The following is a 25,023-nucleotide window of genomic DNA, read 5'->3' as shown; positions in this document are numbered from 1 at the left end:
CCCCACCCTGTCTCGCCGCCCTGACAGCCGCCCTGTCAACCGCCTCTCTCGCCACCCGTCTCAACCATGGGCGGCCAACCCCTCAGCCGTCATGCCGGGCTTGAGCCGGCATCCAGCCGCGCAAGTCCTTGCGCGATAAAGCGTTTCCAGCGCCGCGGACGCGGCGCTGCTGGACCCAGGATCAAGCCCGGGGTGACGGAAGGGGGAGGGCGGCGCGGCCACACGCGCGTTCCCGTCACAAGGCGAACAAGGCCGAGGGCGTTACCGGACGGTCGCGGACTGCCAACGAACGGAGCCGCCGGGAAACTCGGCGCTCCGTCCTCGTCATGCACCATATCGGCCGGCTGCGATCACGACGCCGCGTCCCATTGCGGCGCAAGCCCGTCCGGGCTGACGATCCGGCCATCGGGTCGGGCAAGCGCGTGGATCGCCGCCATTTCCTCGGCGGAGAGGGCGAAATCGAAGATGTCGAGGTTCTCCTTGAGCCGGGTCGCCGTTGCGGTCTTCGTCAGCGCCGCGACGTCTGGCTGCTGGATGAGCCAGCGCAGTGCTGCCTGTGCTGCCGTCCTGCCGTGGCGGGCGCCGATCTCCTGCAGCACCGCGTCGTTCGGCACCTTTCCGTCCGCCATTGCGTAGTAGGCGGTGATCGAAAGGCCGGAAGCGCGGGCGGCGGCGATCACCTTCGTCTGGTCGAGATAGGGATGATACTCGATCTGGTTGGTTGCGAGCGGCGCCGGGCTGAGGGCCACGGCCTCGGCCATCAGGGCGGTGGTGAAGTTGCTGACGCCGATATGCCGCGCCTGTCCTTTCTCGCGCACGCGGTTGAGCGCCTCGATCTGTTCGGCAAGCGGAACCGCCTCGTTCGGCCAGTGCAGCAGCAGAAGGTCGACATGGTCCGTCTGAAGCTTCCGCAGGCTCTCTTCCACCGAGGCCTGGAAGGCATCGCGGCGGTAGTTCTCGACCCAGACCTTGGTGGTGAGGAAAATCGCCTCGCGGGCGATGCCGGAGGCCTTGATCGCCGCGCCGACGGCAGCCTCGTTGCCGTAGATCTGTGCCGTGTCGATATGGCGGAAGCCGGTGTCGATCGCCTTCGGCAGGATGTCCGCCACCTGATCCTCGGGCATTCGGAAGGTGCCGAAGCCGAGCTGGGGGATATGGGCGCCGTTTGCGGGAATGATGTGCATGTCGATTTGTCCTTGTTGCTGTCGTGATCCGGCGCGCATGTTCGCGCCGGAGGGGACCGTTTTTCGGTCAGGCCGGCTGGCCGGCCGCCTCTGCCGGCTGGCGGGGCGCTTCCCGGCGGTCGAGATGGCCGCTGAGGAGCGTGAAGCCGAGGGCGGCTGCGACCAGCAGCGCGCCGACGAAGGGGGTGGCGCCGAGGCCGAGCGACGAGGCGACCACCAGCCCGCCGATCCAGGCGCCGGCGGCGATGCCGAGGTTGAAGGCAGCGATGTTCAGCGCCGAGGCGACGTCGACGGCGGCCGGCCGGTGGCGCTTCGCGAGCTGGACCACATAGAGCTGCAGGCCGGGCACGTTGGCGAAGGAGAGAAAGCCGAGGGCGGCAAGCGTGACGAGCGCCAGAACCGGCGAGGGAGCGGTGAAGGTGAAGAGGGCCAGCACGGCGGCCTGGGCTGCAAACAGCCAGGTCAGCGCCCGCACCGGGTTGCGGTCGGCGATCTTGCCGCCTGCGATGTTGCCGATGGCGATGGCAAGCCCGTAGAGCACCAGCACAAGACTGACAGAGGATGCGGAAAAACCGGTGACCTGCTGCAGCATCGGGGCAAGGAAGGTGAAGGTCACGAAGGTGCCGCCGTAGCCGAGCGCGGTCATGGCGAACACGATCAACAGCCGGCCGGAACCCAGCACGCGGACCTGCTCTCCAAGGCTTGCCGCCTCCTGCCGCTTGAGGTTCGAGGGCAGAAGTGCTGCGATGCCGGCAAAGGCCACGACACCAAGACCGGCGACGGCGGCGAAGGTGGCGCGCCAGCCGAAGGTCTGGCCGATCAGCGTGCCGAGCGGCACCCCGGTGACGATGGCCACCGTCAGGCCCATGAACATCATGGCGATGGCCGAGGCCCGCCGGTCTTCCGGCACGAGTTCGGCCGCGATCGTCGCACCGACGGAGAAGAATACACCGTGGGCGAAGGCCGACAGCACGCGGGCGACGAGCAGGATTTCGTAGGATGGGGCGAAGGCGGCGAGCGTGTTGCCGGCGATGAACAGAGCCATCAGCCCGAGCAGCAGCGGCTTGCGTCTGGCGCGGCCGGTCAGCGCCGTCAGCACCGGCGCGCCGAAGGTGACGCCGAGCGCATAGATGGAGACGATGAGGCCGGCAAGCGGCAGGGTGATGCCGAGATCGTCGGCGACTGTCGGCAACAGGCCGACGATGACGAATTCGGTCGTGCCGATCGCATAGGCGGCGATCGTCAGCGCGAAGAGGGCCAGAGGCATGGGATACTCCTTCCGCGGCCGGCGGTGCCGGGCGGTCAAAAGCGATTGAAAGGTTCGTTCGCCGGGCAATATGACCCTTGTGAGCCTGCGCGATAATCCGCATAGTGGGACAAGTATCTTTGAATTGAATTCATAGAACAGGCGTCAAATGGACAATCGGGCCGGCGAGATGGAGGTCTTCGTGACCGCCATGGACATGAAGAGCTTCTCGGCGGCCGGCCGCAGGCTCGGCCTGTCGCCCTCGGCCGTCAGCAAGCTGGTCAGCCGCATCGAGGACCGGCTGTCGACGCGGCTGCTCGTGCGCACCACCCGCCGCCTGGAGCTGACGCCGGAGGGCGAGGTCTATCTCGAACGCGCGCGGCGCATCCTGGCCGAGATCGCCGAAACCGAGCAGGCGGTCGCCGACGGCGCCCGGGCGACGCCCCGCGGCCCCTTGCGCGTCAACGCCTCGGTTGGCTTCGGCGAACGCTTCATCCTGCCGCTGGCACCGGAGTTCCTCGCGCTCTATCCCGAGATCCAGCTCGACCTGACGCTGACCGACAGCATGATCGACGTGATCGGCGAGCGGGCCGACGTCGCCATCCGTAGCGGTCCCATGCGCGATTCCTCGCTGAAGGCGCGCAAGCTGATGGAAAGCGCCCCCGTGGTCATGGCTTCGCCCTCCTATCTCGACCGCCACGGCACGCCGAGGACGCCGGACGAGCTTGCGGGCCACAACTGTATCCGCTTCAACTTCCGCCGCAGCGTCGACGAGTGGGCGTTCCGCCTGCCCGGGCAGGCGGCGCTGCGCCACTATGCGGTCACCGGCAACATGCAGGTGTCGAGCGGCGCGATCGTCCGCCAGATCTGCCTGGATGGGATCGGGATTGGCCGCGTCGGCCGCTTCCATGTGGAGCCGGACCTGCAGGCCGGCCGCCTCGTGCCGCTGCTGGAGGCTTTTCATTCCGGCGAGGTCGAGACGGTCTACGCTGTCTTTGCCGGCCACGAACACCTGGCAGCCCGCATTCGCGCCTTCATCGATTTCCTTGCCGCACGCATATGTCCCTGAGGCGCGTTCGTTCCGGGGTGCCCATTGGACAACCTTGGAGGGAGGGCCGGCGCGGAATGCCTCTGGCAAACATCCCCGCAGCATGAAATGCTCTGCGTCGAAAGCGTTTCAGACAGGAATATTTCAGCGTCAGATATCAGCGTCATCTAGGAGCAGTTCATGTTTGCATGCGATCCCGCCGTTGATGCCAGCCAAACTCATGAGACCTTCGCCTGCATTTGCCACAGCCCGGCCTTCGCCCGGCTGAACGGAGCGCTGGCGTCGAAATTTTCCAGGCGTACCTTTCTCACCGGGGCGGCTGCCTCGGCCGGACTGCTGGCGCTGGGACCCGGCCGTTTGCTGGCCGCCGTGCCGGCTCCGCCGAAAAATCCGGTCGCCTTCACCAATATCCGCCTCTTCGACGGCACGTCGGAGACGGTGCGCACCGGAATGCGCGTGCTGGTGGACGGCAAGACGATCAAGGCCGTCGAGCCCGACACTGCCCCGCTGCCGCCGGATGTTCAGGCCGTGGACTGCGGCGGGCGCACGCTGATGCCCGGCCTGATCGATGCCCATGTGCATGTGATGATGGCGGCGATCTCGATGCAGGTGCTGCTGACCGCTGACGTGGGCTATCTCAATCTGCTTGCCGCGCAGGAGGCGGAGCGCATGCTGATGCGCGGCTTTACCAGCGTGCGCGACCTTAGCGGCCCGACCTTCGGCCTGAAGCGGGCGATCGACGGCGGGATCTGCGCCGGGCCCCGCATCTGGCCCTCGGGTGCGATGATCTCGCAAACCTCCGGCCATGGCGATTTCCGCATGCCCTACGAGATCCCCTCGCCACCGGGCGCACCGTTTTCACGCGCAGAGGCGATCGGCGGCAGCGCCATCGCCGACGGTGTCGACGAAGTGCTCAAGCGCTGCCGGGAACAGCTGATGCTGGGCGCCTCGCAGCTCAAGCTCGCTGCCGGCGGCGGCGTCTCCTCGAACTACGATCCGCTCGACAGCAGCCAGTATACCGTCGCCGAGTTCCGTGCCGCAGTCGACGCCGCCGAGAACTGGGGAACCTACGTGACCGTCCACGCCTATATGCCGCGCGCGATCCAGATCGCCCTCAGGGGCGGCGTGCGCTGCATCGACCATGGCCAGCTGATGGACGAGGAGACGGCGAAGATCATGGCGGGCGACGGCATCTGGCTCAGCACCCAGCCCTTCGACGAGACGCACGGCTACCAGTTCTCCGAGGGAACGCCGAACCGGGTCAAGCAGTTGGAGATGTTTGCCGGCACGAAGCGCGCCTATCAGCTCGCAAGGGAGCACAAGCTGAAGACCGCGTGGGGCACCGACCTGCTGTTCGATGCCGAGGGGGCAGCGACGCAGACGGCGCAACTGGCGAAAATGAAGAACTACGGCTTCTCGGCGGCCGAAGCGCTGAAGATGGCGACCGCCACCAACGCCGAGCTTCTGGCGATGTCCGGGCCGCGCACGCCCTATCCGGCGCCGGTGGGGCGGATTGCGCAAGGTGCCTTCGCCGATCTCCTGCTTGTCGACGGTGATCCGACCGTGGACCTGAACGTGCTGGTCGATGCGGAGCAAAACCTGAAGATCATCATGAAGGACGGCGTGTTCCACAAAAACATGCTTGCCTGACGTTCGGGGCCGCTGCGCAGGAGCAAGCGGGGCGGCCGGAACGCGTAATTCCCGATTGCCAATTCTTGCATGCCTGTGTCAGAACTGAAGAACGGCGGGCCGTTTGGAGCGTTTCCGAAGGCGGCCTGCCGGCTATAGCAGCGTACCGAGGTGGCAGATGAGCATTCGTGGCGGGCATCAGGCACATGTGAAGTTCCGGCGTTCTTCCAAAGCCCTTTCGCTGCAGCGCAAGGCCGGCCTCGGTTCCGCCATCGTGCTTGGCTTCCTTGCCCTCTCTGTCCCCTGCGTCGCCGTCATTTTAGCGGGGCGCACCGCAGCTGCGGCCGACTGCGGCAGCACGCCGGAGCCGGGGATCGACTGGGCCGGCTGCAAGAAGAGGGCGATCATGCTCCAGGGCAGTAACATGAGGGGCGCCAACCTCGGCGAGGCCGATCTCGCGCTGACCGATCTGAGCCGGACCAACCTCACCTCCGCCAATCTGGAAAAGGCCAATCTCTCTCGCGCCTGGTTCACCGGCGCCACCCTCACGAAGGCCAATTTCAATCGGGTCGAGGCCTACCGCGTCGGCTTCGAGGGTGTCGCGGCGAATGGGGCGACCTTTGCCAGCGCCGAATTGCAGCGGGCGAACTTCAAGAACGCCAGCCTTGCCGGCGTCGATTTCGAGAAGGCGGAACTCGGCCGGGCGGATTTCCGCGGCGCGGTCATCTCCGGCGCCAGCTTCCCGCTTGCCAACCTCTCGCGGGCTGACTTCAGCAAAGCGACATTCGACCAGCCGTTGGACTTTTCGCAGGCCTTCATGTTCCTGACCCGCATCGAGGGGCTGGATCTCACAAACGCGAAGGGTCTGTCGCAGGAGCAGGTCAATCTCGCCTGCGGCGATGGCAAAACCCGGCTGCCGGCCGGCCTTACCGCACCGTCCAACTGGCCTTGCCCGTTCGACTGACAATTTCCCAATTGCCGACGCCGCGGATGCTCACGCCTTGACCGCCACCAGGAAAAGCCGCGGGAAGCGCAGCAGCACGCGCCCGTCGGCGGTCTGCGGATAGGCCTTTTCGATCCGCTGCCGGTAGCATTCCAGGAAGCCGGGCTGTTCTTCGTCCGGCAGCTTTTCGAGATATGGCCTGATGCCCGTGCCCTTCACCCATTCGACGATCGCCGCCGCATCCGCCATCGGATGGTTGTAGATCGTGTGCCAAATGTCGACCCGTTCAGCTTTTTTCGACAGCGCGTCGAAATAGGCGATCGTCGGCGGCAGGGGCGGACGCCTCGGATGGGAGGCGGCAAAGTAGCGGGCCCAGCGCGGATCCTCGGTCACCGCATCCGTTTCCGTGTGGTTCGGCTCGCCGCGATTGTCGGGCATCTGCACCGCCAGCACGCCGCCGGGGACGAGGTGGTCCATCAGCCGTTCGAACACGGCGATATGGTCGGGCACCCATTGGAAGACCGCGTTGGCGAACAGGAGCGCTGCCGGCACAGGCGGCGTCCAGACCGAAAGGTCCCCATGGGCAAAGGTGATGCCCGGCAGCCGCTTTCGAGCCGCCGCCAGCATGTCCTCGTCGCTGTCGATGCCGATGGTCTGGTGATCGGCAAAGCGCTCCGCCACCAGCTCGGTCGAGTTGCCCGGACCGCAGCCGAGGTCGTAGGCGGGGCCTGCGGGAAGGTCCGGGACCTGCGCCAGCAGGTCTCGCGCGGCGCGCGTACGCTCGCCCTCGAATTTCACATACTGTGCCGCCGACCACGCCATCCGCGCCTCTCCCTCCGTCTGTTACTCGAGCGCCTCCAGCGTCGGCAGGATCAGCGACGGGCCGAGATCGGCATATTCGTCCGGCATGCCGGTCCGGTTGATCCACACCGTGCGGAAGCCGAATTTCGTCGCACCCGCCACATCCCAGCGGTTCGACGACTGGAACGATACGGCCGCGGGATAGAGCCGGTAGCTCGTCGTCACCACGTCGTAGACGGCGGGTGCTGTCTTGTAGGTGCGCAGCGCGTCGACGGAGAAGATATCGTCGATGACGGTGTCAAGCGCGGCATTGTCGACGGCGGACTTCAGCATCGCCGGTGAGCCGTTGGAAAGGATCGCGACCCGTGCCCCGCGCGCCTTGAGGCTTTTCAGGACCGCGGGCACTTCCGGATAGCAGTCCAGTTTCCAGTACGCGTCGAGAAGCTTCGTTCGCAGCGACCGGTCCACTTCGGGAATTCTGTGAAACGAGTAGTCCAGCGCTTCTTCGGTCAGCTGCCAGAAGTCGCGGTAGGCGCTCATCAGCGCCCGCGTCCAGGAGTATTCCAGCTGCTTGGCTCGCCACAGTTCGGAAAAACGCTGGTATTCCGGGCCGACGTCGCCCGCATGGTGGCGCACGGCCGCATGCACGTCAAACAGCGTGCCATAGGCATCGAAGACATAGGCTGCATAGGGCACGGCGGCGGCTCAACTCCCAGAAAGCGCTATTATTCCAAATCATTAGCGCGAGATCATGTCAACATTGGGTGCATTGCACAAGAAAGGAAACGTCCTTCCTTGCGCGCTCAGAACCGCGTGATCACGCTGATTCCGAGGTCGGTTGTCGTGTCCAGGGTCATCAGGGCATCGACGCCTTCGTCGAGGCTGATCTCGCGGCCGATGAGTTTCTCCGGCTGCAGCCGTCCCTGCGCCATCATCGAAAGCATGGCGTCGTAGCGCCAGGCTTGCATGCCGTGGCTGCCATAGATCTCCAGTTCGTGCCCGATCACCTGCGCCATCGGGATTTCCGGTGTCGCCTCGTCCCCCAGCATCAGGCCGACCTGCACGTGCCGGCCGCGTCGGCGCAGGTTCCTGATCGAGTTGAAGCAGGTCACGCGCGAGCCGAGCGCATCGATCGAGGCATGCGCGCCCCCGCCGGTGATCTCCCGCACCGCCTCGGCCACATCGGCCACGTCCCGCGCGTTGATGGCGGCGACGGCGCCCATCTTGCGGGCAAAGGCGAGCTTGTCGTCCGAAATGTCGATCGCGATCGGATGGGCGCCGAGCGCCGCCGCGATCATGATGGCGGAGAGGCCGACGCCGCCGCAGCCGTGCACCGCCACCCATTCTCCGCCCTTGACCTTTGCCTGGTCGCAGACGGCGCGAAACGAGGTAGCAAAGCGGCAGCCGAGGCTTGCCGCGGTCGCAAAGCTGACATTGTCAGGCAGGTGCACGAGGTTCTGGTCGGCGTAGTCGAGCGCCACGTACTCGGCGAATGATCCCCAATGGGTGAAGCCCGGCTGGAACTGCTCCTCGCAGATCTGCTGGTTGCCCGAGCGGCACTCGTGGCAATGGCCGCAGCCCGAGACGAAGGGCACCGTCACCCGGTCGCCGACCCGGAAGCGCGTCACGCCCCTGCCGGTGGCGAGCACGGTACCGGCGAGCTCGTGGCCTGGCACGTGCGGCAGGGAGATGTCGGGGTCATGCCCCTGCCATCCGTGCCAGTCGCTGCGGCATAGTCCGGTCGCCTCGACCTTGACGACCACGCCCGCGTTCGAAGGCGTCGGATCGGGCAGGGTGCGGATTTCCGGTCTTGCGCCGAATGCTTCGTAGTACATTGCCTTCATCGGGCCACCCTCCGTTCGTGTGTCATTTCTATGCCATGCAGCGGCCGAACGTTCCATTGCCGCATCCATGACAATGGCTGATGCACTCATTCAAGATCGTGTGTGGACACGGCTTGCGATTTGGTTCACGCCATGGCGACTTGACCCGGGCCGAAAGGTCCGGCCTCATGGGTTGGAAGGAGACTTGAAGATGGCAGTCGATACATCCCCGCGCACGCCCACCTGGACCTATGTCGATGGCGAATGGATCTCCGGCAATCCGCCGCTGATCGGCCCCACCTCGCATGCGATGTGGCTCGCCTCCACCGTCTTCGACGGCGCACGCTGGTTCGACGGCATCGCGCCCGACCTCGACCTCCATTGCCAGCGCATCAACCGCTCGGCATTCAATCTCGGCCTCAAGCCGACGATGAGCGCCGAGGAAATCGAAGGCCTGGCCTGGGAGGGTGTGAAGAAGTTCGACGGCAAGACGGCGATCTACGTCAAGCCGATGTACTGGGCCGAGCACGGCGCCCCGTTCAGCGTCGTCGCGCCCGATCCGGAATCGACCCGCTTTGTGCTCTGCCTGTTCGAGGCGCCGATGGGAGACGGCCAGGTCGGCAATTCGATGACGGTTTCGCCGTTCCGCCGGCCGACCAACGAGTGCATGCCGACGGATGCCAAGGCCGGCTGCCTCTATCCGAACAACGCCCGCATTCTCGCGGAGGCGAACAAGCGCGGCTTTGAAAACGCGCTGGTGCGCGACATGCTTGGAAACGTCGCCGAGACCGGCTCGTCCAACGTCTTCATGGTCAAGGACGGCGTCGTCTTCACCCCGGCCGCGAACCATACCTTCCTTGCCGGCATCACGCGCTATCGCGTGATCACGCTGCTGCGCGCGGAAGGCTTCGAGGTGGTTGAAAAGACGATGACGCTGGAGGAATTCCAGACCGCCGACGAGATCTTCACCTCCGGCAACTATTCCAAGGTCGTGCCCGTGAACCGGCTGGACGATCGCAGCCTGCAGCCCGGGCCGGTGACGGCCAAGGCGCGCGAACTCTACTTCGACTGGGCGCATTCGAACGCGAACCAGGCCTGAGGGACAGGGGGCGCGTCTGCGTGGTGCGCGCGTCTCCGCCAGCACCGTCATCCCGGCCACCGAGCGGGATCCAACCGCGTCTGCGGCGTAAGGGGCTCCGGTACGCTCAAGGACATGGGCGTACTGGATGCCGGATCAGGTTCGCCATGACGGGCCGGAGCCTGGGCTTGCGTCTTGGGCGAAAGAACGGGGTCATCCGCTATTCGCTCTCGTCGCTCTCGTCGGTAGCCCCGTTCGACTTCTGCCGCTCCAGCACGGCCGCACGCTGCCTGTCGTTCAGGACGCGGACGTATTCCCGGCCGATCGCGCCCGTGACCTGTGCGCTCCTGGACTGCTTGTCGTAGACGCAGGCAAAGGTGACGCGCGCCTTCTCCTGGTCCGAGCGGCCGCTGATCAGCGCTACGCCGTACTTCTCGGTGCCGAACTCATCGACGAAGACGGTCTCGTTCTTCAGCTTCTCGGGCAGGGCGGCGACGCACTTTGCCTTCACGTCGTCCCGGAATTCCGACCAGGCGTCCGAAGAGGACGCGAAGGCGGGAGCTGCGCCGACGAGTGCCGCGACGATAAGAAATGGGGTGAGCATGCGCATGTGAGGTGCCTTTCAGGTGATTGCGGGCCGGACGGCCCAAACGGGACGACAGAGGGAGAAATGGCTGCGGGATGGGGCGGTTCCATGGCAACGCGTGCAAGTTGCGCATGAGCACGAAAATCTTGCGCAGTCGCAAATTTTGGCATGCAACCCGGTTGTCTGGGACAGGTCATCCCCCTATGTTCCGCTCCACGGATTTCTTTTAAAATTCCGCGATTAAGAGGAGATACCCCATGGCCTTCGAACTTCCGCCGCTTCCCTACGACTACGACGCGCTCGCCCCGTTCATGTCGCGCGAGACGCTGGAGTACCACCACGACAAGCACCACAAGGCCTATGTCGACAACGGTAACAAGCTTGCCGAGGAAGCCGGTCTTTCCAACCTGACGCTGGAAGAGATCGTCAAGAAGTCCTATGGCACCAACCAGGGCCTCTTCAACAACGCCGGCCAGCACTACAACCACATCCACTTCTGGAAGTGGATGAAGAAGGGCGGCGGCGGCAAGTCGCTTCCGGGCGCGCTGCAGAAGGCGATCGACAGCGATCTCGGCGGCTACGACAAGTTCAAGGCTGACTTCGTCGCTGCCGGCACCACGCAGTTCGGCTCCGGCTGGGCATGGCTTTCGGTCAAGGACGGCAAGCTCGCCATCTCCAAGACCCCGAACGGCGAAAACCCGCTCGTTCATGGCGCGTCCCCGATCCTCGGCGTCGACGTATGGGAGCACTCCTACTACATCGACTACCGCAACGCCCGTCCGAAGTACCTCGAGGCCTTCGTCGACAGCCTGATCAACTGGGACTACGTCCTGGAAATGTACGAAGCCGCGACGAAATAAGTCTCGCGCACGGCAGAGTATCAGAAAGCCCCGGTCGCACGGCCGGGGCTTTCTCGTTTCCGGCGCCGGATCTGGCGAGGCATGCTACAAATACGGTGTTGGCGAGGTGAACCGGGCGAGGGGTCTGGACGGGACCTCGCATCGCGGAGAGACTTGAACGAGGGGGAAACGGCATGAAATTGATCGGCATGATCGGCGGCATGAGCTGGGAATCCAGCGCGCTCTACTATCGCCTGCTCAACCAGGCTGCCCATCGCCGCCTCGGCGGGCATCACAATGCCCGCTCCGTTCTCTACACACTCGACTTCGACGGCATCAACAGGATGGCCGCAGAAGGGCGCTGGGATGAGGTCGGCGCGGTGCTTGCCGACGCGGCGCGCCGGCTGGAAAGCGCAGGTGCGGATTTCGTGTTGATCACGGCCGTCAGTGGCCACGCGGTGGCTGCTGCGGTCGAGGCGGCAATGCGCGTGCCGCTGCTGCATCTGGCCGATCCCCTGGGCGAGGCGCTGAGGGCACAGGGGATCACGACCGTGGGCCTGCTCGGCACGCGCTACACGATGGAGATGGACTTTTTCACCGACCGCCTGCGTGACCGCTTCGGTCTGGAGGTGCTGGTGCCGCCGCCGGATCAGCGAAGCGCACTCCACAGCATCATCATCGAGGAACTGACGCTCGGTCGCGTCACGCCGCAAGCGCGCACGACCCTGCTTGCGATTGCCGGCGAACTGGCTTCCCGCGGCGCCGGAGCCGTCGCCGTGGCCTGCACCGAGCTTCCGATTCTGGCCGAGCTCGACGCCTATGCGGTGCCGGCTTTCGACGTGGTGCAGTTGCATGTCGAGGCGGCGCTGGAGCGCGCGCTTACCGAATCTTCCGCCGCACCCGGCGGGTGAGCGTGACCGTTCCCGCATGGACGGGCGGATCGCAGATGCGATGCAACCTGGATCCCGGACATCAATAAAACGTTACTTTTCTTCGCGTGTCGGCATGCAATCTTGCAGCCGCAATCGACAAATCACGCCCGCCGACCAGGTCGGGCGTTCCCACCTGGAGCCAATGATGAAGTTAAAGACAATCGCCGCCGCTGCCATCGTTGCAGTCCTCGGAGCCGGCGCCGTCGTTGCGGCTGACGAGCCGCAGGCCGCGCGCCAGCAGATGATGAAGGACGTCGGGCGCGCCATGGGCGCTCTCGCCGGGATCGCCAAGGGCGAAAAGCCCTATGACGCCGACGTGGTAAAAGCCTCGCTGACGACGATGAGCGAGGTCTCCAAGACCTTTGCCGACCAGTTTCCGGCAGGCTCGGAGACTGGCTTCGAGACCGAGGCGAGCCCGAAGATCTGGGAAAACATGGATGATTTCCGCGCGAAGGACGCACAGTTCGGCAAGGATGTCGATACGGCACTCGCTACGCTGCCCGCAGACCAGGCGGGCGTGGGCGCAGCACTCGGAACGATCGGCAAGAACTGTTCCGCCTGTCATGAGACATATCGGCTGAAGAAGTAACGATTGGCAGCTGAAAGCTCGCGCCTTCCGGGGACAAATATCCCGGAGGCCGCACTTCCATGTGCGCATGCGACCATGCAGCCGGCCGATGCCCGGCATTGATTGCTGCGGGATCTGCCGGACCGCGTGACCCTAGGACGTAAAGATGAAATTTCTGAAAGTCACCGCTGCAGTCGGCGCGGCAGGTCTTTTGGGCCTTGCCTGCTTTCTCTGGGTCACGGCACCCGCGCGCACGCCGGATGATCTGTGGCAGGGGCTGGGCGAGCCAAATGTCGAAAACGGCGAGCGTGTCTTTTCCGCAGGCGGCTGTTCCAGCTGCCACGCAGCACCCGGTGCAGGCGACGACGGCAGGCTCGTGCTGGCCGGTGGCGCGCCGCTTGCAAGCCCGTTCGGCACGTTCCACGCCCCCAACATCTCGCCCCACCCCGAAGCCGGCATCGGCGGCTGGTCGCTGCATGAATTCGGCGATGCGATGCTGCGTGGCGTCGGCAGGCAGGGAGAACACCTCTATCCTTCCTTTCCCTACGCCTCCTATGCCCGCATGACGCCTTCCGACATCAACGATCTCTTCGGATACCTGAAGACGTTGCCGGCGAGCGACAACGTCGCACCCGCGCATGAACTGCCGTTCCCCTTCAATCAGCGTGCGCTCCTGGGCGGCTGGAAGTTTCTCTATCTGAACGACGATCCGCGCGTTGCAATCGCCAACGCCGATGCGAAGGTGGAGCGCGGCCAGTATCTCGTCGAAGGCCCCGGCCATTGCGGCGAATGCCACACGCCGCGCGATGCGCTGGGCGGGCTGAAGGCGGATCTGTGGCTTGCGGGCGGGCCGAACCCCGAAGGCGGGCCGGGCCGTGTCCCCAACATCACGCCGGGCGGTCTCGACGGCTGGAGCGAGAGCGACATCGCCTACTATCTCGAATCCGGTTTCACGCCGGATTACGATTCGGTCGGCGGTTCGATGACAGCGGTGCAGAAGAACATGGCGCGGCTGCCGGCAGAGGACCGCGACGCGATCGCAGCCTATCTCAAGGCCATTCCGGCCCATTGATCCAAAAACGTGAAGGACTGCCCGGCCATGCGGGCAGTCCGTTGTCTTTGCCGCTGACCGATCAGTCCGGCAGGGCGTAGGCGATCACATAGTCGCCGCGGTCGGGCGACTGGCGCGCGCCGCCGGCCGAGATGACCACGTACTGCTTGCCGGTCTTTGGCGACTTGTAGGTCATCGGTCCGCCCTGGCTGCCGACGGGCAGCCGCTCCGTCCAGACTTCCTCGCCCGTCGCCGTGCTGAAGGCGCGCAGATAGTAGTCCTGCGTGCCGGCGATGAAGACGAGCCCGCCCTGCGTTGCGAGCGTGCCGCCGAGCGTCGGCATGCCGATCGGGATCGGCAGGCCCATCTTGATGCCGAACGGGCCCGTGTCCATGACCGTGCCGACCGGCACCTGCCAGGCGATCTTCTGCGTCTTCATGTCCACAGCGGTCAGCGTGCCGAAGGGCGGGGCCTGGCAGGGGATGCCGAGCTGCGACAGGAAGCGGTTCTTGTCGACCGCATAGGGCGTGCCCTTCATCGGCACGAGGCCCATGCCGGTGTTGACGCTCTCGCCGCCACTGGCGGTCTGGTCGCTCGGTGCGGCCTCGACCATCTTCACCCAGAGGCCGACGCGCATGTCGTTGACGAAGATCATGTTGTTGATCGGGTCGGTCGAAAGGCCGCCCCAGTTCATCCCGCCCAGCGAGCCGGGGAAGGACAGCGACAGGTCGGTGCCCGGCGCGGTGTAGAGGCCATCGTAACGCATCGACTTGAAGGCGATGCGGCACAGAAGCTGGTCGAACGGCGTGGCGCCCCACATGTCGGACTCGGTATAGGGACCGACGCCGATCTGCGGCATGCCGACGGAAAGCGGCTGGGTGGGGGCGTAGGGCTCGTTCGGGATGTTCGCCGGCTTGACGGGGATTTCCTTCACCTCCGTCAGCGGCTTGCCGGTCGCCCGGTCGAGCACGTAGAGCTGGCCGGCCTTGGTGCCGAAGACCAGCGCCGGCACGGTGGAACCGTCAGCCTTCGGGAAGTCCACGAAGGAGGGTTGCATCGGCACGTCGAAGTCCCAGAGGTCGTTGTGCACGGTCTGGAAGACCCATTTCTCGCGGCCCGTGGTTGCGTCGAGCGCAAGCATCGAGGCACCGTACTTGTGGTCGAGCGGCGTGCGCGTTGCGCCGTACAGGTCGACGGAGGGGCTACCGACCGGCATGAAGACGACGTTGGAAGCCGGGTCGTAGGACATGGCCGCCCAGACGTTCGGCGTCGAACGGGTGTAGGTCTGGCCTTCCGGCGGCAGGCCTGTGATGTCCGGATTGCCCGGGTCGAAGGCCCAGCGGAGCTGGCCGGTGATGACGTCGAAGCCGCGCATCACGCCGCCCGGCATGTCCACCTGCACGTTGTCGGCGATACGTCCGCCGACAACGACGGTGGTGCCCGCAAGCGTCGGAGCCGAGGTCAGCACATAGCTCGGATCGGCGGCATCGCCGAGACCGATCTTCAGGTTGACGCGGCCGTTGGTGCCGAAATCCGGGCAGAAGGCGCCGGTGTCGGCGTCGAGCGCGATGAGTTCGGCCTCGATCGTGTTCATCAGGATGCGGCGTTGGCAAAGCGCGCCTTCGGCCACCGAAACCGGCGTGACCGGCGTCGAGCCGGGTAGCGTCGGCTGTTGGATCTGGCTGGTCGCATCGAAGTAGGCAAGGCCGCGGCAACGCATCCAGACTGACGACTTGGCGTTGATCTCGGTCTTCCAGATCTCCTTGCCGGTATCGACATCGACGGCGATGACGTTGTTGTGCGGCGTGCACAAAAACAGCTTGTCTCCCACCTGCAGCGGTGTCTGCTGGTCTTCGGCGCCGTTATTGCCGGGGCTGATCGGCGTGTCGCCGGTCCGGTAGGTCCAGGCGACCTTCAGGTCCTTCACGTTGTCGACGTTGATCTGGTCGAGTGCGGCAAAGCGGCTGCCGCCGTGCGTGTTGCCGTAGGCCTCCCAGTTCTTCTGCTCGCTGGCCGGGTCGACCGGTGTCCGTGCGGGCGCGGTGCCGGCGAAGCGGACGGTCGGATGCGGCACGAACATGCCGGCGACGCCTGCGGCCGCAGCGAGCGCCAGGATCGCTGCGATGAGGAAGGAGGGAAGGTAGGCAGGCGAACGGCCGCTCGCCTTGCGCAGCAGCGGATAGGAGAGTGCCACCACCGCAGCACCGATGCCGAGTGCCAGCAGGCGCGAGATCAGCGCCCAGAAGTCGAGGCCGACATCCCACACGGCCCAGACGACCGTGAGCAGGGTGACGAGCCCGAAGAGCAGCGCGCCGGACGGCTTGCGCAAGAGCACCAGCGCACCGGAAAGCACGATGCCGATGCCGGCCAGCAGGAAGTACCAGCTGCCGCCGAGGGAGACCAGCTTTCCGCCGCCGATGGCGAGGAACAGGCCTGCGAGAATGAGAACGGCGCCGAGAACGAACAGCCATATCTTGGCGGCCGCAGGCGTCGCGTATGGGGTATCTGTCATGGGGTTTCCAGCTCCTTTGGGACGTCAACCGGTTGAAAACCTGAAGCCGGCGCCACTCGGTCGGAGATGGACAAGGTGAGAGTGCCTGGCATCATGGGTCGGTCGAGCATGCGCGCACCGTTCCTGAAGATACTGAAGCGGATCGGGAGCGCCCCTTGGCGATTGAAGACGGACTGCCGCGCCCTCCCGTCGCGCACCAGCCGCAGGCGCACGCACCTGCTTCTGCCCTCTTATGCCGCATGGGACATTCTGGCAAGGAGATGTTCGGTTTGCGGCGGAACAGCGCCGCGCCGGAGCCGGGCACGGCGCTTTCCGTCAGTCCTGCTCGCTCTGAGCCTGTTTTCTCTATGCTTTATTTCTTTAGGACAGCGCCTGCATGTAGCGCATGCCGGTGACGGGACCAGCCTTGAAGTTCATTTCCTCGTAGAAACGGTGTGCGCCGAAATTGCCGGTGGCGGCGCTGACGGAAAGGTAGCTGCACCCGGCGATTCGGGCCTGCTCGCGCGCCCGCGAAACCAGATGCCGGCCAATGCCGCTGCCGCGATGTCCCTCGCGGACGAAGATCTGGTGCAGCTCCATGCCGCGCCGCCCTTCGAGCGCCCGGTAGAGCGGCACGAGTATGGCGTATCCGACGAGCTGGCCGCCGGCTTCGGCGACGACCGCGGTAACCCACGGGGTCGTTCCGAACAGGTCGCGGTCGAGGTCGCTCGCCGTCACCTTTGCGTCGTCGCCGTGGCATTCGGCATGCAGGGCAATCATGTCCAGCAACTGGCGCAGGTCGCCGGGGCGTGCCGCGCGGATGTTGAGGACGGGCGGGCGTTCGGCGGATGCCGTTTCGAGCTTGATGACGGTGTTCATTGCGAGGCTCCTTCGGGTTCTTTTGCCAACAGGAGCCTGAAAACAACAAAGCCGCCTGATGGCGGCTTGTTGGACATGATGATCGAACAGCCGCTCCTTATCGGAACAGCCAAAAATACGTGTGCGCGATGGGTGCGTTCGTGATCATGGCGGCGATATTCTCCTATTCGCCGCCATTGTCAATGCGAAAATTTCAGGGCCATGCCGGACGCGCCGCAACGACGATCGTCCTGACAGTTTAGCCTTCGGCCGCCGTCTTCAGCTCTGAGGTGCTTTCGCCTGCCGCCCCGACGCCGAACTGTTGTTCGATCGCCTCGCGGATCTCGGCCTCGATCGCCTTGCGCTCCTCCGGCGGCAGGGCCTTCAGGGAATCTTCCGTGAGCCCCATTTCCTCCAGCATCTGCTTGCGGAGGCGCTCGGCCGGCGTCATCTTCGCGAGCTCCATGAATTCTTCGACAATTCCCGTGTCCGCCGAGGTCGTTTCGCTCTTGTCTGCGCCGATCGTCCACAGTGCGCGCGCAAACGCCGACGTCTGGGGCATGGACGGGGCGACCGTGGGGGCGCTGGTGCGTGTGACGCCGCTTTCCTCGCTCGAACCGGTGAAGTCTTCCCGCTTCGAAGAGGTCTGCCGCGCCAGTGTGTAATTCGCCAGGAGGTTGTCGCTGCCGATCTTCATGCCGATCTCCGGAAAAGTACGAATCCGGGTATCCCGAAGTCGCAGGGCGCCCCGGGCGGGGCGCGGTTGAGGTCCGGCAGACCCTAGGCATTGCAGCTTATGCGAGCCTTGCCAGCGCTATGGCAGCGTATAGGCGATCACGTAGTCGCCGGGCTTGGTGCCGATCGACCCGTGACCGCCTGCAACGATGAGCACGAACTGCTTGTCGCCGACGGTGTAGGTCATCGGCGTCGACTGGCCGCCGGCCGGAAGCCTCGCTTCCCACAGCTGCTCGCCCGTCGTCACGTCGTAGGCGCGCAGGTAGTCGTCCACCGCAGCGCCCAGGAAGGCGACCCCGCCCTTGGTGATGATCGGCCCGCCGATGCCGGGAACGCCCACCTTGAAGGGCAGGGGCAGGGGCGACATGTCGCGCACGGTGCCGTTCTTGTGCTTGTAGACGACCTTGCCGGTGCGAAGGTCGGCGCCGGCGACATAGCCCCACGGCGGCGCTTGGCAGGGGATCTTCAGCGGCCCCAGGAACGGCCCCATGTAGACGCCGTAGGGCGCGCCCTCGTTGCGGTTGAGCCCCTGCTCGGAGCCCTTCTCGCCCTGTTCCTTCGGCGGGATCTGGTCGCGCGGGACGAGCCGCGAGGTGAAGGCCAGATAGGTCGGCATGCCGAACATGATCTGGCGTTCGGGATCGACGGCGACCGAGCCCCAGTTGAACACGCCGAAATTGCCGGGATAGATGATGCTGCCTTCCAGCGAGGGCGGGGTGTATCGTCCCTCGTATTTCAGCCGGTGGAAGTCGATGCGGCAGGCGAGCTGGTCGAACATCGTCACCCCCCACATGTCCTTTTCCTGCAGCGGGTCGGGCATGAAGGTCAGGCCGGAAAGCGGCTGCGTCGGCGAGGTGAAGTCCTCGGGGATCGCGCCCGTCGGCGCCGGCACTTCTGTGACCGGGACCAGCGGCTCGCCGGTCCGCCGGTCGAGAACGTAGACGTCGCCCTGCTTCGTCGGCCCGACGAGCGCGGGCACGACGGTGCCGTCCTCCCTGGTGATGTCGAGCAGGGCCGGCTGGGCGGGAATATCCATGTCCCACAGGTCGTGGTGCACGGTCTGGCGCACCCAGCGCACCTGTCCGGTCTCAAGGTCGAGCGCCACGATGGAGGAGGAGTATTTTTCCACGTGCTCGCTGCGGCCCATGCCGAGCTGGTCGGGGACCTGGTTGCCGAGCGGCACGAAGATCAGGCCCAGCGCCTCGTCGTAAGAGGAAACAGACCAGCTGTTGGGCGAGTTGGTCGTATACTTCTGGCCTTCGGGAAGCGGCGTGGTGACGTCGGGATTGCCCGAATCCCAGTTCCAGATCAACTGCCCGGTGTTGATGTCGAAGGCGCGGATCACGCCCGACTGCTCGTGGATCGAGTAGTTGTCGTTGACCGCGCCGGCGACGATGATCTTGCCGCCGACGGCGACCGGCGGCGACGTCGAGTAGTAGTAGCCGGCGGGATTGTACTCCATGCCGGTCTCCAGATGCAGCACGCCGTTGTCGGCAAACGCGGTGCAGACCTGCCCGGTCGCCGCGTCGAGCGCGATCAGGCGTGCGTCCGAGGTCGGCAGGTAGACGCGCTCGGCGCAAGGGGCGCCGGCTGCGGCCGCCGGATCCTTCCAGTAGGTGACGCCGCGGCAGGTCTGGTGCTGTCGGTCCGGGTTCATGCCGGAATTGCTGTCGTATTTCCACTTCTGCTCGCCCGTCGCGGCATCCAGCGCGATCGCCCAGTTGTGCGGCGTGCACAGATAGAGGGTCTCGCCGACCTTCAGCGGCGTCACCTGGTAGGTGGTCTCGGCGACGTCGTCCGGCAGCTTCACGTCGCCGGTCTGGTACTGCCAGGCGACCTTGAGCGTGTTGACGTTTTCCGGCGTGATCTGGTCAAGGGGAGAGTAGCGCTGCCCGTAGCCGGTGCGGCCGTACTGGTGCCATTCGCCGTCCGGCACATCGCCGCCGAGTGCGGGTGTGGTGATGAGTGCCTCCACCGGCAACGCGCCACGGATGTCGTGAATGTCATGCGTCATGGCGAACACCGCGACGCCGATCGCCAGTAGCCCCGCAACGGCGAGCGGCAGCACGGTCGCGGGATAGACCTCGCCGGTGGGGCTGGTGAAGCCGAGGGGGCGACGGATCGCCGGCAGCATCAGCCACAGGCCGAGAAGCACGATGATGCCGCCGCGCGGGCCGAGTTGCCACCAGTCGAAGCCGACTTCCCAGACCGCCCATGCCAGCGAGCCGATCATCAGGATGGCGTAGATCCAGATGGCGATCGGCCGCCTCATGAACAGCAGAATGCCGGTCGCGAGAAAGCCGAGGCCGGCGATCAGGTAGTAGGGGCTGCCGCCGAGCGAGACCAGCCACCCGCCACCAGCGACGAGAACAATGCCGATCAGGTCGAAGACGATGGCGGTGAGAATGAGGAGCATGCGCGTTCTCCATGAAGGCAGGTCGAGCCAGTGCGGGAGGCCGTGAACCGGTCAACGCGGCATGTCATCGGGTCGTGTCATCGCTCGGGTCGAGGACCTCTCTGCAACCATCAACTAGCGCGCCCACAATCACAATCAACGGGTGAGGTGAAACGGCGAGCGAGGCGAATGTGTTCGCTTCAGGGAAGGGACCGACGTCCTCTGTTAAAGCAATGTCTCTCGCTGTTTACGGCCAGCAAAGCTCGATGATGTATCTCGTGGTAGACGATGTCGACATGGCGAGACGAAGAGAGGATCCCAATGAACCAGCCTGCCTATTCAATCGTGGCCCGGACCCCATCTGTCGAGGAGTATTTGCATCTTCGAGCGGTGGCGGGACTGAGTTCATTTACGGAAGAGGCCGCGGGCAGGGGCCTGCACGGGACTGTCTATTCCGTAGTGGTTGTTCGCGAGGGTTCCGCAGTCGGCATGGGACGTTTGATCGGAGACGGAGGTTGCTTTTTTCAGGTCGTCGACATTGCCGTGCATCCCGAACACCAGGGGCGGGGACTCGGTAAGGCGATCATGAATGCCATCATGGAGCATGTAAAAGACAGACTGCCCTCTTCGGCGTATGTCAGCCTGATCGCCGATGTGCCGGCAAACACGCTTTATGAAAAGTTCGGCTTCAAGGAAACGGCACCAAGGTCTCTGGGAATGGCCTATCGTGTAAACGCGTCGGCCTGACCGCTCTCTGCTGCGGGAGGTGCATACGTCTCCGTACACTTCGCCCTCGGTTGCATCGTGCGGCCGCCGTCCCCGCCTCCACCTGCAACAGTCGTCCCGCCGCGCAACTGCGCCCGCCCACTCACGTCCCGCAAAAGGTCTGCAGCACCTCTTCGCCCGGCATTGGCGGCCGGGCGTAGGCCGAAAAGGCCGGCTGGTCGTCATAGGGGCGGGAAAGCAGGTCGTTCAGCGCCTCGAACAGGGAAAAATCCTGTTCTTCGACCGCGGCGGCGATCGCTTCCTCGATCCGGTGGTTGCGCGGGATGAAGGCAGGGTTGACCGCGCGCATCGAAGCCGCCCGCTCTGCGGGAAGGCGGGCATCGCGGTCGAGCCTTTCGCGCCAGCGGGCAAGCCACGGGCCTGCAGCCTCCCGGTCGGCCAGCAGATTTGCGAAGGCGGCATCGGCGGCGCTATCTTCCGCCGCATCCGAAAGGCTTCGGAAGGAGAGGGTGAAGTCCGCCTTCTGCTCCAGCATCAGGGCGAGGAAGGCGCGGATCAGGTCGGTATCGGCTTCCTCCACGTCGTCGCCGAGGCCGAGTTTGGCGCGGATCGTTCCGCTCCAGGCCTCCTGGAAATGCTCCATGAAGCGGGAAACGGCATCGTTTGCGAGATCGACGGCATCGCCCGGCGTCTCGTGCAGCAGCGGCAGCAGCGTCTCGGCAAGCCTTGCGATGTTCCACTGGCCGATCATCGGCTGGTTGCCATAGGCGTAGCGGCCACCCTTGTCGATCGAGGAGAAGACGGTGCGCGGATCGTAGCTGTCCATGAAGGCGCAGGGGCCGAAATCGATCGTCTCGCCGGACACCGCCATGTTGTCGGTGTTCATCACGCCGTGAATGAAGCCCACGCCGAGCCAGCGGGCGATCAGCTGTGCCTGCCGCTGTGCCACCGCGTCTAGGAGCTTCAGGTAGCGCCCGTCCTGTCCCTTGAGTTCGGGATAGTGGCGGTCGATCACGTGGTCGGCGAGAATGCGGATGCTGTCGGTGTCGCCGCGCGCCGCGAAGAACTGGAACGTGCCCACGCGGATGTGGCTTGAGGCGACGCGCGTCACGATCGCGCCGGGCAGCATCGTTTCGCGGTACACGGGCTGGCCGGTGGTAACGGCGGCGAGCGCGCGCGTCGTCGGGATGCCCAGCGCATGCATCGCCTCGCTCACGATGTATTCGCGCAGCACCGGGCCAAGGGCTGCGCGCCCGTCCCCGCGCCGCGAGAACGGCGTCGGGCCGGACCCTTTCAGCTGGATGTCGCGCCGCGCGCCGTCAGGGCGGATCACTTCGCCCAGAAGGATCGCGCGGCCGTCGCCAAGTTGCGGCACGAACTGGCCGAACTGGTGGCCGGCATAGGCCTGGGCGATCGGCTCGGAGCCGGCCAGGATGCGGTTGCCGGAAAAGATCGCAGCACCGTCGCGTTCCAGCGCCTCGGCGTCGAGCCCCATTTCTTCAGCGAGTGTCCGGTTGAACGCGATCAACCGCGGTGCTGCCACCGGCGTCGGCTCGACGCGGGCGAAGAAATTCTGCGGAAGGCGCGCATAGCTGTTGTCGAATTCGATCGGCTTGGCCTTGCTTGCCGAAATCCGGGTGGCAGCTTCTGTCATGGTTCGGCTCGCATTCCTTGATGGCCTGGGTCTGAGCGCCCAGACCTTGGCGCCCGGGTTCTATCGTCACCCTATTAGATAGGAACGCGGGAGGCGAGCGGAAGTGCCGCTGGGGCATCGGGGGATCGAGAACGCGGCGCCATACTTCCGAACATCAGCTATTGCTGTTGCGGCCGCGCCAGTTGCTGTCGGAGCAGTTGGGCTTCCTGGCTGTCGACCTCGAACAGAAACGCTCTTGAGCACGGCGCTTGCAACACCGTCAGGGTGCCTGGCTCAAGATTGGGCACACCGGTTGCTGACGGCCCGCGCAGCGGAGGAATGGGAGCACTCGGGTCTCGCAGGGCAACAAGAAATGGACCGGACGGGATGCTCTCCGGCTCGCCGAATGTTGAATTGTCCCATGTCACCGAAAGCTCGTGAGGGGCATTGCCTCGCAGAACTTCATCGACCATGATCTTGAAACGGGCATAGTCGGTGAGGAAGCCCGACGGCTCCTTCGTTGATTTCCAAAGTCCCGGGTGTTTGGCGACCAGCGATTTGAAACGTTCGCGCGCAATGGGATCGAGCACGATGTGATAGCCCGAAACTCTCCCAACCACCACGACATCGGCGTACTGGACATCGTCCAGATCCAACCGAGCGAGCATTGTGCAGGCGCCCGCCCTCCCACCGATGCTCGAAAGGAGGAGGGCAATCCCGAAAATGAAGCAAAGACGCCGCACAGAAACTCCTTGGAGCGATCGACTTATGTCAACCTAGGTCCTGTTGACAAAGTACGGCAACCATATCTTCGCCGCGGCCAGCGCAAGGAATGCTGAGAAGGATTTCCGGGTCTTGTCGTATCTGGTTGCCATACGGCGGAACTGCTTGAGCCGGTTGAACATCCGTTCGATGCGATTTCTATCTTTGTAGGCTCGAAAATCGCAAGGAGGCGGGTTGTTCCTGTTAGCCTTCGGCGGGATCACGGGCCTTATCCCGTGGATCAGCAGTTCTTCGCGCAGGTAATCACCATCATAACCTTTGTCGGCAAGAAACAATCTCGGTCTGCTGACCGGCATTGTCAGCAGGTCTGGAACGGCACTGTAATCCGACGCTTCGCCACCCGTCAGGATAAAGCCGAGAGGGCGTCCCTGACCGTCTGCACGGGCGTGGATTTTCGTCGTAAAGCCGCCGCGTGATCGACCAAAGGCCTCCTGATAAGTCCCCCTTTTGCGCCCGCAGCCTGCGAATGGCCCCGAACCGTGGTGCTGTCGATCATGTGCTGCCAGTCATCGGTCAACCCCAGCTCAACAAGCGTTTCGAGAAGAGCGTCCCAGACACCTTGTTCGGCCCATCGACGGAACCGGACATAAATCGAGTTCCACTTGCCATAGCGCTCGTGCATATCGCGCCAGGGGCATCCGACGCGTAGAACATGCAGCATCCCATTTAGAAAACGCCGATTATCATAAGCGGGGCGCGACTTACGCCCACGTTCTCTCGGTAAGAACGGCTCGATGATATGCCATTCCTCTTCGCTCAAATCGCCTCGCTCCAACGCTACCTGCCTAAAAGGCAGCTTTGAATCATGTTCTCACCGATTTGAGAATCCCATTTCCTTTCAATCAGGTAGGGCACCAATCAACGTTCTGTGTTGCGGCCCACCTTCCGTGTCGCGGTGTATGAGAGAAACCGTTTCGAACAGAACTTCGATCATTACGTCATTGAAAGATATAAGCCAGAACCTCGGGTTCAGGGCCTTCCATTTGAAGGTCTCTTCGCCGCCAACAATTTCGTTGAACCTCCATGGGTGGACCGCATACCGGCACTCTTTCAGGCCCTCAACATTCATCGGCGTTATTCTGAAATCGATAACTTCTCCAAATTTTAGCACCACATTGCCGCCTCCCGCACGCAACGAGGCTTCATAGCAAACGAATGCGTCGTTCCCGTCATACAGCACGGCAGGGTTTGCGACCGTTCCTAATTCGGGAAAAGCTTCTAGGGGAACTGATACTTTCATGATCAAACGCATTTCCGGATCGGTGGAACGACAACGCTCGGTTCCACGTGGATGGTCACTTTGTCAACAGGACCTAGGATTTCAATCGCGGCGGAGCAATGGCCATGACTGTGCATTGCTCAGTTGCAGGTGTCTGGGGGTGGCACACTCGGTGCTTTCTGACATCTGCCCGACGCCCCGCAGGAAAACGGCCCACCTTTCGGCGGGCCGCTGGCTAATTCGGGCTAGCGCCCGTAGATGCGGTTGCGACGGGTTCCGGTCGGGTTTTGGAAGTCCGCGTGCCTTGCAATATGGCCGTCCAGCCCTTCTAGAGTCTGTCAGGGCTAGGCTGCACCATAGCCTGCATGTCGCAGATAGTTCGAGCACTCCTGCGGCGTAAAGAGCTGCAGGAGATCGCCGACGCGCCTCCATGTTGTTTCGACGGTTCGTTCTTC

At 64.4% G+C, this 25,023-nt stretch carries 23 protein-coding genes; 9 read left to right on the top strand and 14 right to left on the bottom strand.

From position 1 onward, the window contains the following. Nucleotides 1-350: 350 nt before the first annotated feature. Nucleotides 351-1,184, bottom strand: a complete 834-nt coding sequence (locus tag HV823_RS19840; protein WP_176951484.1) for an aldo/keto reductase — start codon at nt 1,182-1,184, stop codon at nt 351-353. Nucleotides 1,185-1,251: 67 nt separating this feature from the next. After that, nucleotides 1,252-2,451, bottom strand: a complete 1,200-nt coding sequence (locus HV823_RS19835; RefSeq protein WP_176951483.1) for an MFS transporter — start codon at nt 2,449-2,451, stop codon at nt 1,252-1,254. A 148-nt stretch (nt 2,452-2,599) separates the two neighbouring features. Between HV823_RS19835 and HV823_RS19830 the strand changes: the two genes are divergently transcribed. The 3 genes from HV823_RS19830 to HV823_RS19820 all read left to right on the top strand — a co-directional run bounded on the left by HV823_RS19830 (nt 2,600) and on the right by HV823_RS19820 (nt 6,071). Then, nucleotides 2,600-3,499 carry a LysR family transcriptional regulator gene (locus HV823_RS19830; protein ID WP_176951482.1) on the top strand — a complete coding sequence of 300 codons (900 nt, stop codon included), beginning with the start codon at nt 2,600-2,602 and terminating at the stop codon, nt 3,497-3,499. 159 nt (nt 3,500-3,658) lie between these two features. Beyond that, nucleotides 3,659-5,128, top strand: coding sequence for a metal-dependent hydrolase family protein (locus HV823_RS19825; RefSeq protein WP_176951481.1), 1,470 nt, complete (start codon nt 3,659-3,661; stop codon nt 5,126-5,128). A 157-nt stretch (nt 5,129-5,285) separates the two neighbouring features. Further along, the gene (locus tag HV823_RS19820; RefSeq protein WP_176951480.1) at nt 5,286-6,071 is read left to right on the top strand and encodes a pentapeptide repeat-containing protein; all 786 of its coding nucleotides are present in this window, start codon (nt 5,286-5,288) and stop codon (nt 6,069-6,071) included. 30 nt (nt 6,072-6,101) lie between these two features. Here HV823_RS19820 and tam read toward each other — a convergent pair whose 3' ends face one another. The 3 genes from tam to HV823_RS19805 all read right to left on the bottom strand — a co-directional run bounded on the left by tam (nt 6,102) and on the right by HV823_RS19805 (nt 8,695). Then, nucleotides 6,102-6,872: a trans-aconitate 2-methyltransferase gene (gene tam / locus HV823_RS19815; RefSeq protein WP_176951479.1), complete on the bottom strand. Its 771-nt coding sequence runs from the start codon at nt 6,870-6,872 to the stop codon at nt 6,102-6,104. 21 nt (nt 6,873-6,893) lie between these two features. Beyond that, nucleotides 6,894-7,547, bottom strand: a complete 654-nt coding sequence (locus tag HV823_RS19810; protein WP_176951478.1) for a haloacid dehalogenase type II — start codon at nt 7,545-7,547, stop codon at nt 6,894-6,896. A 107-nt stretch (nt 7,548-7,654) separates the two neighbouring features. Then, entirely contained in the window at nt 7,655-8,695 is a 1,041-nt protein-coding gene (locus HV823_RS19805) for a zinc-dependent alcohol dehydrogenase family protein (protein WP_176951477.1), read from the bottom strand. A gap of 190 nt (nt 8,696-8,885) precedes the next feature. Between HV823_RS19805 and HV823_RS19800 the strand changes: the two genes are divergently transcribed. Beyond that, a complete protein-coding gene (locus HV823_RS19800) occupies nt 8,886-9,773 on the top strand; it encodes a branched-chain amino acid aminotransferase (protein WP_176951476.1) in 888 nt (295 codons plus the stop codon). Between the two features lie 199 nt (nt 9,774-9,972). Here HV823_RS19800 and HV823_RS19795 read toward each other — a convergent pair whose 3' ends face one another. Further along, complete coding sequence (locus HV823_RS19795; protein WP_176951475.1) at nt 9,973-10,362, bottom strand: hypothetical protein; 390 nt, start codon at nt 10,360-10,362, stop codon at nt 9,973-9,975. 233 nt (nt 10,363-10,595) lie between these two features. On the opposite strand from HV823_RS19795, the gene HV823_RS19790 reads away from it, so the two are divergent. The 4 genes from HV823_RS19790 (at nt 10,596) to HV823_RS19775 (ending at nt 13,749) form a co-directional block, all read left to right on the top strand. After that, nucleotides 10,596-11,198 (top strand): superoxide dismutase, encoded by a 603-nt coding sequence (locus tag HV823_RS19790; RefSeq protein WP_176951474.1) that lies wholly within the window; start codon nt 10,596-10,598, stop codon nt 11,196-11,198. 173 nt (nt 11,199-11,371) lie between these two features. Beyond that, entirely contained in the window at nt 11,372-12,088 is a 717-nt protein-coding gene (locus HV823_RS19785) for an aspartate/glutamate racemase family protein (RefSeq protein ID WP_176951473.1), read from the top strand. Between the two features lie 166 nt (nt 12,089-12,254). After that, complete coding sequence (locus tag HV823_RS19780) at nt 12,255-12,698, top strand: c-type cytochrome (RefSeq protein ID WP_176951472.1); 444 nt, start codon at nt 12,255-12,257, stop codon at nt 12,696-12,698. Between the two features lie 145 nt (nt 12,699-12,843). Beyond that, nucleotides 12,844-13,749, top strand: a complete 906-nt coding sequence (locus tag HV823_RS19775) for a cytochrome c (protein WP_176951471.1) — start codon at nt 12,844-12,846, stop codon at nt 13,747-13,749. Nucleotides 13,750-13,810: 61 nt separating this feature from the next. Here HV823_RS19775 and HV823_RS19770 read toward each other — a convergent pair whose 3' ends face one another. The 4 genes from HV823_RS19770 to HV823_RS19755 all read right to left on the bottom strand — a co-directional run bounded on the left by HV823_RS19770 (nt 13,811) and on the right by HV823_RS19755 (nt 20,228). Further along, nucleotides 13,811-16,240, bottom strand: a complete 2,430-nt coding sequence (locus HV823_RS19770) for a glucose/quinate/shikimate family membrane-bound PQQ-dependent dehydrogenase (RefSeq protein WP_176951470.1) — start codon at nt 16,238-16,240, stop codon at nt 13,811-13,813. A gap of 360 nt (nt 16,241-16,600) precedes the next feature. Beyond that, entirely contained in the window at nt 16,601-17,098 is a 498-nt protein-coding gene (locus HV823_RS19765) for a GNAT family N-acetyltransferase (RefSeq protein WP_176951469.1), read from the bottom strand. Between the two features lie 238 nt (nt 17,099-17,336). Beyond that, nucleotides 17,337-17,774, bottom strand: coding sequence for a hypothetical protein (locus HV823_RS19760; protein ID WP_176951468.1), 438 nt, complete (start codon nt 17,772-17,774; stop codon nt 17,337-17,339). A 117-nt stretch (nt 17,775-17,891) separates the two neighbouring features. Further along, nucleotides 17,892-20,228 (bottom strand): glucose/quinate/shikimate family membrane-bound PQQ-dependent dehydrogenase, encoded by a 2,337-nt coding sequence (locus tag HV823_RS19755; protein ID WP_176951467.1) that lies wholly within the window; start codon nt 20,226-20,228, stop codon nt 17,892-17,894. Between the two features lie 300 nt (nt 20,229-20,528). Between HV823_RS19755 and HV823_RS19750 the strand changes: the two genes are divergently transcribed. Beyond that, entirely contained in the window at nt 20,529-20,954 is a 426-nt protein-coding gene (locus HV823_RS19750; protein ID WP_176951466.1) for a GNAT family N-acetyltransferase, read from the top strand. A gap of 121 nt (nt 20,955-21,075) precedes the next feature. On the opposite strand, the gene HV823_RS19745 is transcribed toward HV823_RS19750, so the two are convergent. The 4 genes from HV823_RS19745 to HV823_RS19730 all read right to left on the bottom strand — a co-directional run bounded on the left by HV823_RS19745 (nt 21,076) and on the right by HV823_RS19730 (nt 24,589). Continuing rightward, complete coding sequence (locus tag HV823_RS19745; RefSeq protein ID WP_176951465.1) at nt 21,076-22,587, bottom strand: protein adenylyltransferase SelO; 1,512 nt, start codon at nt 22,585-22,587, stop codon at nt 21,076-21,078. 158 nt (nt 22,588-22,745) lie between these two features. Then, a complete protein-coding gene (locus HV823_RS19740) occupies nt 22,746-23,309 on the bottom strand; it encodes a hypothetical protein (RefSeq protein WP_343051943.1) in 564 nt (187 codons plus the stop codon). 33 nt (nt 23,310-23,342) lie between these two features. After that, nucleotides 23,343-24,124 (bottom strand): IS5 family transposase gene (locus HV823_RS19735; RefSeq protein WP_246301808.1). Its coding sequence is split into 2 segments (ribosomal slippage): nt 23,343-23,785 and nt 23,785-24,124, totalling 783 coding nucleotides; the frame shifts between segments, so codons are not numbered across the junction. A gap of 63 nt (nt 24,125-24,187) precedes the next feature. Beyond that, nucleotides 24,188-24,589 (bottom strand): hypothetical protein, encoded by a 402-nt coding sequence (locus HV823_RS19730; RefSeq protein ID WP_176951464.1) that lies wholly within the window; start codon nt 24,587-24,589, stop codon nt 24,188-24,190. Nucleotides 24,590-25,023: the final 434 nt, after the last annotated feature.

The sequence above is a fragment of the Mycoplana rhizolycopersici genome (genome assembly GCF_013378445.1).
Classification (GTDB): Bacteria; Pseudomonadota; Alphaproteobacteria; order Rhizobiales; family Rhizobiaceae; genus Mycoplana; species Mycoplana rhizolycopersici.
The sequence above is the reverse complement of the archived record's forward strand: the minus strand, read 5'-3'. Positions and strand labels throughout refer to the sequence as shown.